The sequence below is a fragment of the Mycobacterium sp. genome, from assembly GCF_032159565.1.
Taxonomy (GTDB): domain Bacteria; phylum Actinomycetota; class Actinomycetes; order Mycobacteriales; family Mycobacteriaceae; genus Mycobacterium.
In genome coordinates, this window is record NZ_JAVHWR010000098.1 from 14565 (window position 1) to 29018 (window position 14454).

The 14454-nt window shown below is 66.6% G+C and carries 13 protein-coding genes and 1 pseudogene; 8 read left to right on the top strand and 6 right to left on the bottom strand.

The window, feature by feature from the left end; genetic code table 11:
* Positions 1-10 precede the first annotated feature (10 nt).
* Positions 11-481, bottom strand: coding sequence for a succinate dehydrogenase hydrophobic membrane anchor subunit (locus QOC76_RS12160; protein ID WP_526357087.1), 471 nt, complete (start codon positions 479-481; stop codon positions 11-13).
* A complete protein-coding gene (gene sdhC, locus QOC76_RS12165; protein WP_526357088.1) occupies positions 478-894 on the bottom strand; it encodes a succinate dehydrogenase, cytochrome b556 subunit in 417 nt (138 codons plus the stop codon). Before sdhC ends, QOC76_RS12160 begins: the two co-directional genes overlap by 4 nt.
* A 177-nt stretch (positions 895-1071) precedes the next feature.
* Here sdhC and QOC76_RS12170 point away from each other — a divergent pair, with 177 nt between their 5' ends.
* The 5 genes from QOC76_RS12170 to QOC76_RS12190 all read left to right on the top strand — a co-directional run bounded on the left by QOC76_RS12170 (position 1072) and on the right by QOC76_RS12190 (position 5172).
* Positions 1072-1485 (top strand): cytidine deaminase, encoded by a 414-nt coding sequence (locus tag QOC76_RS12170; RefSeq protein ID WP_526357089.1) that lies wholly within the window; start codon positions 1072-1074, stop codon positions 1483-1485.
* A 59-nt stretch (positions 1486-1544) separates the two neighbouring features.
* Entirely contained in the window at positions 1545-2840 is a 1296-nt protein-coding gene (locus tag QOC76_RS12175; protein WP_526357099.1) for a thymidine phosphorylase, read from the top strand.
* 1 nt (position 2841) lies between these two features.
* A complete protein-coding gene (locus tag QOC76_RS12180) occupies positions 2842-3930 on the top strand; it encodes an adenosine deaminase (protein ID WP_526357090.1) in 1089 nt (362 codons plus the stop codon).
* Positions 3931-4279: 349 nt separating this feature from the next.
* Entirely contained in the window at positions 4280-4825 is a 546-nt protein-coding gene (locus tag QOC76_RS12185; RefSeq protein ID WP_526357091.1) for a hypothetical protein, read from the top strand.
* The gene (locus tag QOC76_RS12190) at positions 4825-5172 is read left to right on the top strand and encodes a VOC family protein (protein ID WP_526357092.1); all 348 of its coding nucleotides are present in this window, start codon (positions 4825-4827) and stop codon (positions 5170-5172) included. Before QOC76_RS12185 ends, QOC76_RS12190 begins: the two co-directional genes overlap by 1 nt.
* Before the next feature lie 2 nt (positions 5173-5174).
* On the opposite strand, the gene satS is transcribed toward QOC76_RS12190, so the two are convergent.
* Entirely contained in the window at positions 5175-6464 is a 1290-nt protein-coding gene (satS, locus tag QOC76_RS12195) for a protein export chaperone SatS (RefSeq protein ID WP_526357093.1), read from the bottom strand.
* A 139-nt stretch (positions 6465-6603) separates the two neighbouring features.
* On the opposite strand from satS, the gene QOC76_RS12200 reads away from it, so the two are divergent.
* The gene (locus QOC76_RS12200) at positions 6604-7554 is read left to right on the top strand and encodes a homocysteine S-methyltransferase family protein (protein WP_526357094.1); all 951 of its coding nucleotides are present in this window, start codon (positions 6604-6606) and stop codon (positions 7552-7554) included.
* 16 nt (positions 7555-7570) lie between these two features.
* Here QOC76_RS12200 and QOC76_RS12205 read toward each other — a convergent pair whose 3' ends face one another.
* Both QOC76_RS12205 and QOC76_RS12210 read right to left on the bottom strand, forming a co-directional pair.
* Positions 7571-9067 carry an amino acid permease gene (locus QOC76_RS12205; RefSeq protein ID WP_526357095.1) on the bottom strand — a complete coding sequence of 499 codons (1497 nt, stop codon included), beginning with the start codon at positions 9065-9067 and terminating at the stop codon, positions 7571-7573.
* Positions 9068-9126: 59 nt separating this feature from the next.
* Positions 9127-9306, bottom strand: a pseudogene (locus QOC76_RS12210) (hypothetical protein); the annotation flags it as partial.
* Positions 9307-9425: 119 nt separating this feature from the next.
* On the opposite strand from QOC76_RS12210, the gene QOC76_RS12215 reads away from it, so the two are divergent.
* A complete protein-coding gene (locus tag QOC76_RS12215; RefSeq protein ID WP_526357096.1) occupies positions 9426-9875 on the top strand; it encodes an SRPBCC family protein in 450 nt (149 codons plus the stop codon).
* A 307-nt stretch (positions 9876-10182) separates the two neighbouring features.
* Here QOC76_RS12215 and QOC76_RS12220 read toward each other — a convergent pair whose 3' ends face one another.
* Entirely contained in the window at positions 10183-11079 is an 897-nt protein-coding gene (locus QOC76_RS12220; protein WP_526357097.1) for a maleylpyruvate isomerase family mycothiol-dependent enzyme, read from the bottom strand.
* A gap of 160 nt (positions 11080-11239) precedes the next feature.
* Here QOC76_RS12220 and QOC76_RS12225 point away from each other — a divergent pair.
* Positions 11240-14454: winged helix-turn-helix domain-containing protein (locus QOC76_RS12225; RefSeq protein WP_526357098.1), on the top strand; the 3215-nt coding region annotated here is incomplete at its 3' end.

The following is a 14454-nucleotide window of genomic DNA, read 5'->3' on the forward strand; positions in this document are numbered from 1 at the left end:
CTTTGAAACCTCACGAGATGTTCGCGTCGAAGGTGACCAGGACATAGCTGCCCAGCACCAGCGTGAAGCCGGTCGCCAGCAACAACAGCGAATTCAGGTAGAACTTGGTGACGTTCTTTCGGGCGTAGTCGCCGATGATCGTGCGCATGCCGTTGGCGCCGTGGATCATGGCCAGCCACAGCAGGGCCATGTCCCAGATCTGCCAGAACGGCGATGCCCACCGCTGGGCGACGTAGTTGAAGTCGACGCGGTACACCCCGTCGTCCCACATCAGCATCACGAACAGGTGGCCGAGAGCGAGGGCGACCAGCGCCACTCCGGAGAACCGCATGAACAGCCAGGCGTACTTCTCGAAGTACGGGATGCCCCTCGGGCGACGCGGTGCGCGCGGATGGTCCAGCGACGCCGGGCGGTCGTGCTCCTTTTGCTGGACGGGTGCGATCCGGCCCTCGCGGTGGTGGGGCGTCCATGGCGCGCTCACAGGAACCGCTCCGCCATGTGCATGCCGAGCACGCCGAGTGCCGGGATCATCACCGCCAGCCAGATCGCGGCCACACCCCACAGCATCACCCGCTGGTAGCGGGGGCCGTGCTGCCAGAAGTCGATCAGGATGACCCGGATGCCATTGAGTGCGTGATAGAGCACCGCAGCGACCAGGCCGACCTCCATCAGGCCGACGATCGGTGTCTTGTAGGTGTCGACGACCTCGTTGTAGGCGTCGGGGCTGACCCGGACCAGCGCCGTGTCCAGCACGTGCACGAACAGGAAGAAGAAGATGGTGGCACCGGTGATGCGGTGCAACACCCAGGACCACATGCCCGGGTCGCCGCGATAAAGGGTGCGTCTGCGCGCCGGCTTCTTTCGCGGGGCCGCTAGCTCCGTATTCGTACTCATCGGGCCTCCAACGCCTTCGGTGGTCGGGGCGACTCTAAACCCATTTGTAGTGCCCAAAGCACTACCGTGTTACGCGTTCGAGGGTGTTTGACCTGCAAGTTAGGGTTACCTACATCACGTGTCGGCCACGGGACGGAGCGTTCGGAATGCATTCAGAGCCCAGCGGGCGGTATTGACGTGACGGCCGATATCGACTGGAAGACGTTGCGGGACAAGGCAACCGAGGCCGCCGGCAACGCGTACGCGCCATATTCCGGCTTCCCGGTCGGTGCGGCGGCGCTGGTCGATGATCGGCGAATAGTGGTCGGCTGCAATGTGGAGAATGTCTCATATGGCCTTGGTCTCTGCGCCGAGTGCGCCGTGGTCAGCGCCCTGTTCTCGAGCGGTGGCGGCAGGCTGATGGCGCTGTCGTGTGTGGCCGCCGACGGCCAACCGCTGATGCCGTGCGGGCGTTGCCGGCAGGTGTTGTTGGAGCACGGAGGAGCGCAGATGCTCGTCGACCATCCGTCGGGCCCGCGGCCGTTGGGTGAGCTTCTGCCCGACGCGTTCGGGCCCGCCGACCTGACCCGCGGCGGGCCGGAAAACCCGTGACCCACCCCACATTCGACGCGCATGGCTCGATGTCGCGTCCGTTCGACGCTCCTGGCTCGATGTCGCGTCCGTTCGACGCTCCGACGGTCATCCGCACCAAGCGCGACGGGCGCGCGCTGTCCGACGCGGCGATCGACTGGGTGATCGAGGCGTACACCAACGGGCGGGTGGCCGACGAGCAGATGTCGGCCCTGCTGATGGCGATCTTCCTGCGCGGCATGACGGGACCGGAGATCGCGCGCTGGACGGCCGCGATGGTGGGCTCGGGAGAGCAGATGGATTTCGGTGATCTGCGGCGCGACGACAAACCGCTTGCGTTGGTGGACAAGCACTCCACCGGCGGCGTCGGCGACAAGATCACCATCCCTCTGGTCCCCGTTGTCATGGCGTGCGGCGGCGCGGTGCCACAGGCAGCAGGTCGCGGCCTCGGACACACCGGAGGCACGCTCGACAAGCTGGAGGCCATCCCCGGCTTCACCGCCGAGATTTCGAAAAGCCAAATTCGGCAGCAACTTTGCGAACTCGGCGCGGCGATCTTCGCCGCAGGCGAGCTGGCACCTGCCGACCGCAAGATCTATGCGCTGCGCGACGTCACCGGCACCACCGAGTCGCTGCCGTTGATCGCCAGTTCGGTGATGAGCAAGAAGATCGCCGAGGGCACCCGCGCGCTGGTGCTCGACTCGAAGGTGGGCTCAGGGGCGTTTCTGAAGACCGAGGCCGAATCCCGGCAACTGGCCCGAACGATGGTCGATTTGGGCGCCGAACACGGCTTGGTCACGCGTGCGCTGCTGACCGACATGAACCGGCCGCTGGGGCGGACGGTCGGTAACGCGGTCGAGGTGGACGAGTCCCTCGAGGTGCTGGCGGGAGGAGGGCCGGCGGACGTCGTCGAGCTGACGCTGGCGTTGGCCGCCGAGATGCTCGACGCCGCGGGCCTCGACGACGTCGACCCGGCGCAGACGCTGCGCGACGGGTCGGCCATGGACCACTTCCGCCGACTGGTCACCGCCCAGGGCGGCGATTTGGCGCAACCATTGCCCATGGCTGCGCACTCCGAGACCATCACGGCACCCCGCGATGGCACGATGGGCGATATCGACGCAATGGCGGTGGGACTGACGGTCTGGCGGCTCGGCGCGGGGCGTGCCGTTCCGGGCGAGCGCGTGCAGCACGGCGCCGGCCTGCGCATTCATCGCCGCCCCGGCGAACCCGTAGCCGCGGGGGAGGCGCTGTTCACGCTGTACACCGAGACGCCGGAACGGTTCGGCGGCGCGATGGCGGAGATGGACGGCGCCTGGAGCGTCGGCGACGCGGCTCCCGACATCGGGCCGCTGATCATCGATCGGATTGTGTGACATGACGAGCCCCTTGACCCTCGACACCGTCCGGCAGGCGCCCAAGGCGCTGCTGCACGACCACCTCGATGGCGGGCTTCGCCCAGCCACCGTCGTGGACCTCGCCGAGCAGACCGGCTACGAGGATCTGCCGGCCACCGACGCCGACGGCTTGGCGGCCTGGTTCCGCACCGCCGCGCACAGCGGATCGCTCGTGCGGTATCTGGAGCCGTTTGCGCACACCGTCGGGGTGATGCAGACGCCGGAGGCGCTGTACCGGGTGGCCTACGAGTGCGTCGAAGACCTGGCCGCCGACAATGTGGTGTACGCCGAGATCAGGTTCGCCCCCGAGCTGCACATCGACCGGGGTCTCTCGCTGGACGCGGTCGTCGACGCTGTGCTGGCCGGCTTCGCCGACGGTGAGAAGGCCGCCGGCAGTGAGGGTCGCACGATCATGGTGCGCTGCCTGGTGACCGCGATGCGGCACCAGGCCCGGTCGCAGGAGATCGCCCAGCTGGCGATCCGGTTCCGGGACAAGGGCGTTGTGGGTTTCGACATCGCGGGCGCGGAGGCCGGTTACCCGCCGACGCGTCACCTCGACGCCTTCGAGTACATGCGGAACCACAATGGCCACTTCACGATTCACGCCGGAGAGGCGTTCGGGTTGCCGTCCATTCATGAGGCCATTGCGTTCTGCGGTGCTGACCGGCTCGGCCACGGCGTCCGCATCGCCGACGACATCACCGTGGCGCCGGACGGCGCTGTCAACCTCGGCCGGCTGGCATCGCTGTTGCGGGACAAGCGGATACCGCTCGAGCTGTGCCCGAGCTCCAATGTGCAGACGGGCGCCGTCGGCAGCATTGCCGAGCATCCCTTCGACCTTCTCGCAAAATGCCGTTTCCGTGTCACCGTCAACACCGACAACCGACTGATGAGCGACACCACGATGAGTCAGGAGATGCTGCGCCTGGTGGAGGCCTTCGGCTACGGCTGGAGCGATCTGGCGCGGTTCACCATCAATGCGATGAAATCGGCGTTCATCCCGTTCGACCAGCGGCTGGCGATCATCGACGAGGTGATCAAACCGCGGTTCGCCGTGCTGATCGGTTGACTTTCCTCGGCGAGAAGACGCAAAACCGCGTGTCGCGTCGGCGTGTCGCGTAACTTTGCGTCTGCTCGCACTTTCATTGGATCGTCGAGGGCGGAAGCAGATGCGAAAAATCGTCATGACGGTCGCCGCGGGGCCAATGTTGTTGGGCTCCTTGACGACCGCGCAAATTGCGCAGGCCGCAGACGAGTGCTACGCACGACACCATCGTCTACACGCAGCCGGCTGCGCCCAAAGTCCACGCGCTCGACTGCAGGGGCGGGACGGGTGCGATGGGTTGCGGTCCGGGGTGGTTCTGGCGCGACGGCTGGCGCGGCTGGGCCTGCTACCCCTGCTGATTGGAGGCGAGACGATGAAGATTCCCATCAGCGCCCTCTGTGGCGCGACGGCGGCATCGCTGTTGGCGATCGGTGTGACGATCGGCGGGATGGGCTCTGCCGTAGCGCAACCCGACTATGGTGCGATACCGGTTCACCCGAACGACGTGATCGATGCGACGGCGTTCACCGCCGCCGCGCCGGTGATCAACCCGGACGGACAGTCGGGTGTCTCGACGGTGTACACCCACCGCGACGGGACCCGTCAGATCACCAGCACGGTCCTTTTGCTGGCAGAACCCGCGGCGGCGTCGGCTTCGATGGACGGTTCCCGTGCGGAGCTGGCCGGCCAGGTCGTCGACTCGAAGTCGCAGCCGGCCGCGGTGGGATCCGGAGGAACAATCGTCAGCGGGCTTTCCGCGGACCGAACGCAATCGGTCTCTGTGCTGACGTTCACCGAGGGCAGCGCATTCGCCAACGTCGAGTTCCAGGGCCCGACCAACGATCCGGTTCCCGGCGACCTGGTCACCGAGTATGGCCAGCGGCAGGACACCGCGATAAGGAACGCGCTGGCCGCCTAGTGATCACGGGCAGCCATGTGATCGTCTACAGCCGCGACGCCGACGCCGACCGGGCTTTCTTTGCGGATGTGCTCGACTATCCGCACGTCGACGCCGGCGGCGGCTGGCTGATCTTCAAGCTCCCGCCTGGCGAGGTGGCGGTGCATCCCACTGACGGTCCGCAGTCGCAGGAGCTGTACCTGATGTGCGACGACATCAACGCCACCGTCGAGCAGCTCGCTGCCAAAGGGGTGACCTGTTCCGAGGTCGACGATCAGGGGTGGGGACGGTTGACGAGCATCCGGCTGCCCAGCGGCGGCGAACTCGGCCTCTACGAGCCCCGGCACGCACGCGCCACGGAGCTGTAGGGCTACTCCTGGCGCAGCCGGGACTCGAGGAAGGTTTCCAGCGACTCCCATTGCTCGACGGCGGCCGCGTACGGACCGCTCGGCTTACGGACGGTGTTCGGATCCAGCACGTGGGCGACGAACCGGCCGAGCGGCATGTCGGCGTCCAGCGTCTCGTCGACGATGTCGTCCTCGGCGTAATCGCCGATATCCCTGAGCAATTCGACGGCGAGCTCCAGCTGCTCCCGGTCGACGGAGTCGGGTCCGTCGGCGAGGTCGTCGGCCAGGCCGCTCGTCACGTAGACGTTCTCGTCGGTGACGTCGACGCGCAGTGAGCCGTCCGTGGCGGCGGTCTTGATGTCCTCGTAGGTCGCCATATCGGACAGGTCGTGGTCGTGCTCGTCGGCGAGGTAGCGCGCCAGCAACCGCTCCGATCCGAACACGCTGACCCGGCCGTTGCGGCCCAGGAACACCGGCGCGTCGTCGAAGTAGCACCGCAGCGTGTAGTAAGTGCCACCACGGGTGATCATCCGGATCGGGTCGATGCCGACCTTGAGCCAGAAATCGTCGTCGGCGCCGAGCACCAGCCCGCCTGCCTGGTCGACGACTGCGTCGTCGGTGTCCGAGGCATCCTCACCGTCGGTCTCCTCGGCGTCGTCATCGGCCTTGATCGCGGCGGCCTCGTCGACCTCGTCGGCCTCCTCGGGTTCGGGCTTGGGCGCCTCGAGTTCGGCCGCCGCCTTCTCCGATGCCGCCTTGTCGACGTCGGGGGTGGTGACGACCTCGTCGATCGCGTCGACGACGTTGTCCCAGCTCCGCCCTATGACGGCGCCGATCTCGCTCCAGCGCTTGCGGCCGCTTCTGCCGCTGAAGGTGTCGACGCCCAGTCCCAGCGACCCGAGCACGGGATTGCCGTTGAAGAACTTCGTGACCGCGGACAGTTCGCAGACCGATCCGACGGACGACACGATGGCCAGCGTCCGGTGCAGCGTCGCCACGGAGTCCTCGGTCGGCTTCTCGGCGAGCAGCTCCTGCACGCCGATCAGGTCGAACTGGCGCTCCTCCGGCGGATCGAATACATGTGCGTTCGCCTCGGTGGTGGCCTCCCACGCCGGGTGGTCGGAGAGGTCGTTGTCGGTGTTGGTCCTGACGAAGGCGGCCAGGTCGGCAACCGACTCGAAGCCGTAGAGGTCGTCGTCCTTGCCGAGGAGCGCCTCCCACTCGTCGCCGGCATCCCGCCAGCGGGGAGCCCACAGTGTGTAGAGGTCGCCCTTGGTCAACCCGAGCCGGATCGGCACGATGTCAGCAGCCATGCGGCACAGCCTAACGACGGAGATCTTCGGTGAGGTCGTCGCCCGCCTCCGATAGCTGCAAAACCGCGCATAGTCGGCGGCCGCGACAGCTAATCTGGCGGTTGCTCACAGCAGGTTCACGGTGACGGAGGTGAGCGTCGTGGCGGCAGAGTTCCCAGCACAGCGGCCCGGGCTGAACTACCTGACCGAAGGCGGTCAGGAGACCGAGATCTTGTACAAGTACGGATTCGAGCTCCCGCACTTCGCCATGTTCCCGTTGCTGGATGATCCACGCGCAATGTCGGAGTTGCGCGCTATGTACACCCGGTATCTGGATACCGCCACCCGGCACGGCTTCGGCGTGATCGTCGGCGGTCTGGACTACCGGGCGAGCCCCGACTGGGGATCGCTGCTCGGGTATTCACGTGATTCATTGGCGGACATGCAGTTACGGGCGATCGGCTTCCTACGCGAGGTGGCCGATCCATATGAGGGCCAGGTGCCCGCACTCATGTATGCGGGCATTGTCGGCCCGCGTGGTGACGCATACGAGATAAATAGGACGATCACCGCAGCCGAAGCCGAGGAGTACCACGGCGAACAGCTGGCCAACCTCACCCGCGCCGGCGTCGATCTGGCCGAGGCGATGACGTTCAACAGCGTGCCCGAGGTGATCGGGCTTGCGCGTGCGGCTTCACGCGCAAAAATTCCTCTTGCCGTGTCATTCACCCTCGATCACGACAGCCACCGCCTGGCGTCGGGGCCGAGCGTCAAAGATGCCATCGAGACGATCGACGCGGAGACGGGCGACGACCGACCCGCGTTCTACGGCATCAACTGCTCGCATCCGCTGGAGTTCATGCCTGCGATCGAACCGGGGGAATGGTTCCAGCGCGTGCGCAGCCTGCGACCCAACGCCGCGATGATGGACAAGATATCGCTCTGCACGCTGGGGCATCTCGAGATGGGCGACCCGCCGAAGCTCGGCCAGTTGATGGGTGAGTTGGCCAGGCGGCACCCGCACATCGATATCTGGGGCGGGTGCTGCGGCACGTGGGACACCCACCTCGAGGAGATCGCAGGCAACGTCCTCGCCGCGCGCGCCAACTAGGCGTCGCGGGAGCCGGTCACTTCCGTTTCTTGTCGTCGGGTGGAGGCCGATTCGCCACCACCGGGAACGAACCCGTGAATCCTTGGCGCTCCTGCGCGACGGCCAGCACCCGGGACCGGACGGCGAACCAGCCGATCACCAACGCCGGAATGATCACGATCAAGGATGCCACCGTCCACGTGCCGATCGGCGGGTCGAATGCCATCAGCACGAGCACCGCAAGCAGGAACAACAGTGTGAGGTATCCGGTCCACGGCGTGCCCCACAATCGGAACGAGGGCCGTTCGAGGATGCCCTTCTTCGACCACCGGTAGAGCTGAATCTGGCAGATGACGATGGTGCCCCACGACGCGATGATGCCGAGCGCGGCCATGTTCAGCACGATCTCGAACGCCTGCGAGGGCACGATTCCGTTGAGCAGCACGCCGAAGAGTCCGATGAGTGCGGTCAGACAGATGCCGCCGTAGGGCACGCCGCGCTTGTTCATGAGCGAGGTGAACTTTGGTGCGCTGCCGTTCATCGCCATCGACCGCAGGATCCGGCCCGTCGAGTACAGCCCGGCGTTGAGGCTGGAGAACGCCGCCGTCAGCACGACGATGTTCATGATGGTGCCCGCGCCCTCGACGCCGATCTTCGAGAAGAACGTGACGAACGGGCTCTCACCCGACTTGTAGGTGGTGTACGGGAGCAGCAGCCCCAGCAGGAAGACCGAGCCCACATAGAAGAGCGCGATGCGGGCGATGACGGAGTTGATCGCGCGCGGCATGATCTTCGCCGGGTTTGCGGTCTCACCGGCCGCCGTGCCGACGAGTTCGACGGCGGCATAGGCGAACACGACGCCGGAGGTCACGATGACCAGCGGGAAGAGTCCCGTCGGTAGCAATCCGCCGTTGTCGCCGATCACGCTGAAGCCGGTCGACTGGCCCTGGATCTTGTACCGGCCCGCCAGGAAAATCGTGCCTGCGACCAGGAATGTCACCAGCGCGACGACCTTGATCAGCGCTGCCCAGAACTCCAGCTCGCCGAACACCTTCACCGAGATCATGTTCATGCCGAGCACGAGAGCCAACGCGATCAATGCGATGAGCCACTGCGGGATTGGCGCGAACGCCTTCCAGAAGTGGAAGTACGTGGCGATGGCTGTAGAGTCCACGATCGCCGTCATCGCCCAGTTCAGGAAGTACATCCAGCCGGCGACGAAGGCCGCCTTCTCGCCGAGGAACTCGCGGGCATACGACACGAACGAGCCCGACGACGGTCGGTGCAGCACCAGTTCGCCGAGCGCGCGCAGGATGAGGAACACGAAGATGCCGCAGAATGCATATACCAGGAACAGTCCGGGCCCGGCGCTGTGTAGCCGTCCCCCTGCGCCGAGGAACAACCCGGTGCCGATGGCGCCACCGATGGCGATCATCTGCAGCTGGCGCGGCTTGAGACCCTTCTCGTAGCCTGCGTCCTCGGTGGTGAACGCGGAGTTGTCGTACTCCTCCTGCTGCTTCGGTTCGGTGGTCATGAGGCAGCGCCGTCTGACGGCGCGGACGGCCGGACCACCGGTGGTGGCTTGGACGTGTCGTTGATGTCCCGGAAGGTCAATGCGAACCCGAACACCATCAGGACCGCGGCGATCGCGTAGCCGATGATCGACCACCAGCCGACATGTAGATAAGCGGTCACCGCGACGATGGCCATGGCCAGGAACACCATGGACATCCCGATCAGTGGGATCTTGGCGAAAAGGTCGACACGTGCCATGAGACTCACCCCCAAAACCGAACGTGAACTTCTGGTGAATCGAGTAGACACCCGATTGGTCGGCGAGGCGACTCGAACGGAAAAGACTCTCAGGTAAGACGGGCACGTATCATCTGGCGATGCGCGGAGCGGTGACGATTCATATGAGCGCACCTGCGCAACGCATTTGGGACCTGGTGGCCTACGTCCGCAACACCGGGCGGTTCTCACCGGAGACGTTCGACGCGGAGTGGCTGGACGGCGTCACCGGGCCTTCTGTCGGCGCGCGCTTCCGAGGCCACGTGAGGCGCAACGAGATCGGGCCGGTCTATTGGACGACGTGCCGGGTCACCGCATGCGAACCGGGCCGGGAGTTCGGTTTCGAAGTCCTGCTCGGGAACCGCTCCGTCAATAATTGGCGATACGAGTTCGCGCCCAACGGCGATGGGACCGACGTGACCGAATCGTTCTGGGTCCCGGTTCCGGCACTCCTCCGTCCGACGTCGTTCCTCGGCTTCTTGCGCAGGCGAAGGAACGTGCGTGACATGCGCACCACCCTCGAACGCATCAAGGTCGTCGTCGAAGCCTGAGGCCCTGCCCGCTTCGGCGACCAGGTGTGGCTGCCAAGAATTTCTTTGAGAATCCTTCAAGCCGGTGCCCGGATTCTGGTCTCGCCCGCTAGGCCAGCTCACCGATTAGGGCCGGTCATGCCGTCGGCCGCCAGAAGCCCTGAAAACCCTGTCCTGCGTTGGTCGTTCGGATCGGTGACAGCTGAACGGGATCACCGGCTTCATCCAACGTTCAATATCGGTGCAGACGCTAAACGTGCATGTATTGACAGGGTGGCCACGTGCAGCCCGTTGGGTCCCGGGCCTGGCCAGTCGCGGCATCACGGCGTCACGGATCGAAGAACAGGTTCTTAAAACGCAGGCCGAGCCACGGACGGCGGCCCTTCGCCAAAATCCCGCCGCGCAGCAGCGCCCGGCCGAGCGACATCCGCCCGTAGACGACCAGTAGGTACGTCACCGGGTCCGCGGAGATCACACAATCGACCGGCCCGCCGACGGCCCGCACCTCCGCCGTCCCGTCCGCGACCCGGATGACGTAGCGCGGGCCATTGCCGCGCAGCCGAATCTCGTACGTCACCGGCGTGCCGCGGCCTGCCTCGGGCCGCACCACCAACGGCGACATCTCCGGGCACACCGTGCCCAGGATGAGCTTCGCGTGCTCGGCGGGGATCGGCCACGGCCGGCCCGTCCCGGTTGCGATGTCGTGCCCGTGCACGGTCAGCTCCCCCAGCGCCAGGGCGGTGAGGCAGTCCACGGTGCGGGTCCGACCTGGGCCGTACCACGGCGTCGCGCATTCCATCTGCGGATCGGCCGCCGCCGCGAGCTCCAGAAACCGTTGTGCCCCAGCGGCTATCAGCTCCGCGAGCCGTCCCGCGTTGGTGTGGTCGACCATGGCGATGGTGGCACCGTTGGAGTTCGCCAGTCGGGTCGGGAAGTCCGCATCCAGGTACTGCTCCGGGGTCAACGCTTGCGGTTCGCCGGCGATCGCCGCGCTGAACCCGGTGAACACAACGGACACATGGGCCGCGGTCTCGGCGACGGTCCAGTCGGTGCCCGCGACCTGGCACCTGATGTCATCGGTCTCCTGCAGCAGCGCGGTGAACCGCTCAGCCGCCGCGCTCATCGCCGCCCAGGCCGCTGCCCGATCCAGTGTCGCGACAGTCGCGGCCGTGTCGTCAACTCCTTGCTTGCCGAGGCCGTTGGTGCGGCCGGTGTCGATGGTCATGGTGGTCTCCTCGCGTTGGTATGAGTCGACGATCCGATGTCGTCGGCGCGAGATCGTCGGCCAGAACGCGGAGATCGGCGCGGTGCGGGGTCGTAAATTCCATACGGCCGCGGCGCAATCTACGCGTTTCCGCTGATGTTTCGCGGCCCGTGGTCGCCGCATGCTGGCTAACATGAGCGAAGACACCGATATGCCGCCGTTGAACTGGAGCGATCTGGGCGTGAGCGAGCTGCTGCCGACTGGCACGGTGACGTTGCTGCTGGCCGATGTCGAGGGCTCGACGCGGCTGTGGCAGACCCAACCGGGGGAGATGGCGGCCGCCATCGAGCGGCTGGATCACACCGTGTGCGACATCATCGCGGCCCATGACGGTGTGCGGCCGGTGGAACAGGGCGAAGGCGATAGCTTCGTGGTCGCGTTCGCGCTTGCCAGTGAGGCGGTGGCGTGCGCGCTGGCATTGCAGCGGGCACCGTTGGCCCCGATCCGGCTACGGGTCGGGGTGCACACCGGGGAAGTGCAGCTGCGTGACGAGGGCAACTACATGGGTCCGACCGTCAACCGCACCGCACGCCTGCGCGATCTGGCGCACGGCGGCCAGACTGTCCTGTCGGGCACCACCGAGCATTTGGTTGTTGATCGGCTGCCTGCCGACGCCTGGCTGACCGACCTTGGTACGCATCAGCTGCGGGATCTCCCGCGCCGGGAACGGGTGGTGCAACTGTGCCATCCCGACCTTCGCAACGACTACCCTCCGTTGCGGACGCCCGAAACCGTTGTGGCCCCGCATCTTCCGGTACAGTTTACGAGTTTCGTTGGCCGCGAAGCCGAAATGAACGACGTGCGGCAGATCCTGGCCGAGAACCGGCTCGTGACGCTCACCGGGGCGGGCGGTGTCGGTAAAACGCGCATGGCCGTGCAGGTGGCGGCCACGATCGCCGGTGGATTCGGCGGCGGGGTGTGGTATGTGGATCTGGCGCCGATCACCAATCCCGATCTGGTGCCGGTCGCGGTGATCCGCGCGCTGGGGCTGCCCGACCAGCAGGGCAGCTCCACGATAGACATGCTGATGCGGTTTGTCGGCGATCGTCGGATGTTGCTGGTATTGGACAACTGCGAACATCTGCTGGACGCGTGCGCGGCGCTGGTTGTCGCCATGCAAGGCGGCTGTCCCGCGGTGATGATTGTGGCCACGAGTCGCGAGCCGATCGGGGTGGCCGGCGAGGTGAGTTGGCGGGTGCCGTCGCTATCGCTGGCCGACGAGGCGATCGAGCTGTTCACCGACCGCGCGCGACAGGTCCGCCCCGATTTCCACCTCACCGAAGGGAACGCCGCCGCCGCGGCGGAGATCTGCCGGCGCCTCGACGGCGTGCCGCTGGCGATCGAGCTGGCGGCGGCGCGGGTCCGCGTCTTGTCGCTCACCGAGATCCGCGACAGCCTGCATGACCGCTTCCGGCTGCTGACCGGCGGTGCACGCACTGCTGTGCGCCGCCAGCAGACGTTGCGGGCGTCGGTGGACTGGTCGCACGCGCTGCTGACCCAGCCCGAACGCATCTTGTTCGCCCGGCTGGCGGTGTTCATGGGCGGGTTCGCTCTCCACGCCGCAGAGGCGGTCGCCTGCGGCGGCGACGTGGAACGCTTCCAGGTCCTCGACCTGCTCACATTGCTGGTCGACAAGTCCCTGGTGGCGGCCGAAAGCACAAATGGCCCAACGCGATACCGGCTGCTGGAGACGGTGCGCCAGTACGCGCTGGAAAAACTCGGCGAATCCGGCGAGGCCGACGCCGTGCGTACCCGTCACCGCGATCACTACAAAGCCATGGCGGCTCTGCTCGACACCCCGGCTAGTACCGGCCATGAGCGGCGTCTCGAGCAGGCCGACACCGAGATCGACAACCTGCGGGCCGCATTCGCGTGGAGCCGTGAAAACTCCGACATCGGACTTGCGTCGGAGATGGCGTCATCGCTGCAGTCGCTGTGGCTGGACCGGGGCCACATCCGGGAAGGGCTGACCTGGTTCGACGCCGTGATCACGGACCAAGGTGCGAACCCGGCCGAAACGACCCCCAGGGTGCGCGCGGCAGCGCTCGCCGACTATGCGGTGCTCGATGCGTACACAGGCGCCACCGCCCGCCTCGAGCAAGCCACCGAAGCCTTGGCGATCGCGCGGGAAATGGACGATCCCGCCCTGTTGGCCCGGGCCTTGACCGCTTGCTGCGCCAGCGCTGTCTACGACCCTGACGTAGCGCGGTCGTACTTCGCAGAGGGGATCGGCCTGGCCCGCTCGATAGGCGACGCGTGGAGGCTCAGTGAGATCCTGGGCTGGCAGGCTTTGGGAGGGGTCGTGACTGGCGAACCGGTGGCCGTGCGGGCTGCCGCCGAAGAAGGACGCGACCTCGCCGAAACCATCGGTGACTGGGCCGTCTCTCGGCGGTGTCGTTGGGCTGTCGGAATTGCCCGGTTGATGACCGGTGACCTGGCTGGAGCCGTCGAACAACTGCGCGAGGTCGTCGCCGAGGCCGAGACGGCCCACGACGTGGTGTGGAGGTGCTCGGCCTTATTCATGCAGGCCCTCACGTTGGCGCACCACGGGGACCCCACTGCGGCTCGGGAGGCGGCTAACGCGGCTATCGATGACGCGGCCCACCTTGGCGGGTTCTACCCGGGCCTCGCCTATGCGGCGTTGGCTGCCGCGAACTTGGCTGCAGGCGACGTTACCGCCGCGGACGACGCGATCGCGGCGGCCTGGCACCACCTCAGTGTGCAGCCCAGAATGGCGGCGATCTGGAACGTTTTCGTGGCCCAGGCCGCGCTGGCGCGCGGTGATCTGACCGCGGCACGGCGCTGGGCCGACGACGTCGTCGCTACGACTACCGGTTTGCACCTGTCGCTAGCCTTGACGACGCGCGCCGGCGTGGCGATCGCACAAGGTGAGACCGAGCCAGCGGACCGCGACGCCCACGAAGCCGTGGCAACCGCCGCCCGCGCCGGGGCGTACGCCGGCGTTCCCGATGCGCTGGAGTGCCTCGCCTTACTCGCGGTCGGCGCCGGCAGTCAGTGTGAAGCCGCGCGGCTCTACGGCGCCGCAGAATCCGGCCGGCAGCGAATGGGCATGGTCCGGTTCAAGATTTTCGACACCATTCACGAATTCGCGCTGGCGGCGCTTCGTGACGCGATGGGCGAGAAGGACTTTGAAACCGGGCGGGCCGAGGGCGCCGCGCTGTCCACCGACGAAGCGATCGCCTACGCTCAGCGCCGTCGCGGCCAACGCAAACGCCCCACCAGCGGCTGGGCCTCGCTGACCCCCACCGAGCGCGACGTCGTCCGACTGGTCTGCGAAGGGCTCGCCAACAATGACATCGCGACAAGGCTTTTCGT

Excerpts from the sequence above, each read along its gene's own strand:
- QOC76_RS12220 (WP_526357097.1), bottom strand. The coding sequence starts at position 11,079 with ATGACCATCGACACCGGCCGCACCAACGGCCTCGGCAAGCAAGGAGTT.
- satS (WP_526357093.1), bottom strand. The coding sequence starts at position 6,464 with ATGGCTGCTGACATCGTGCCGATCCGGCTCGGGTTGACCAAGGGCGAC.
- QOC76_RS12175 (WP_526357099.1), top strand. The coding sequence starts at position 1,545 with ATGTCGCGTCCGTTCGACGCTCCGACGGTCATCCGCACCAAGCGCGAC.
- QOC76_RS12180 (WP_526357090.1), top strand. The coding sequence starts at position 2,842 with ATGACGAGCCCCTTGACCCTCGACACCGTCCGGCAGGCGCCCAAGGCG.
- sdhC (WP_526357088.1), bottom strand. The coding sequence starts at position 894 with ATGAGTACGAATACGGAGCTAGCGGCCCCGCGAAAGAAGCCGGCGCGC.
- QOC76_RS12215 (WP_526357096.1), top strand. The coding sequence starts at position 9,426 with ATGCGCGGAGCGGTGACGATTCATATGAGCGCACCTGCGCAACGCATT.
- QOC76_RS12185 (WP_526357091.1), top strand. The coding sequence starts at position 4,280 with ATGAAGATTCCCATCAGCGCCCTCTGTGGCGCGACGGCGGCATCGCTG.
- QOC76_RS12205 (WP_526357095.1), bottom strand. The coding sequence starts at position 9,067 with ATGACCACCGAACCGAAGCAGCAGGAGGAGTACGACAACTCCGCGTTC.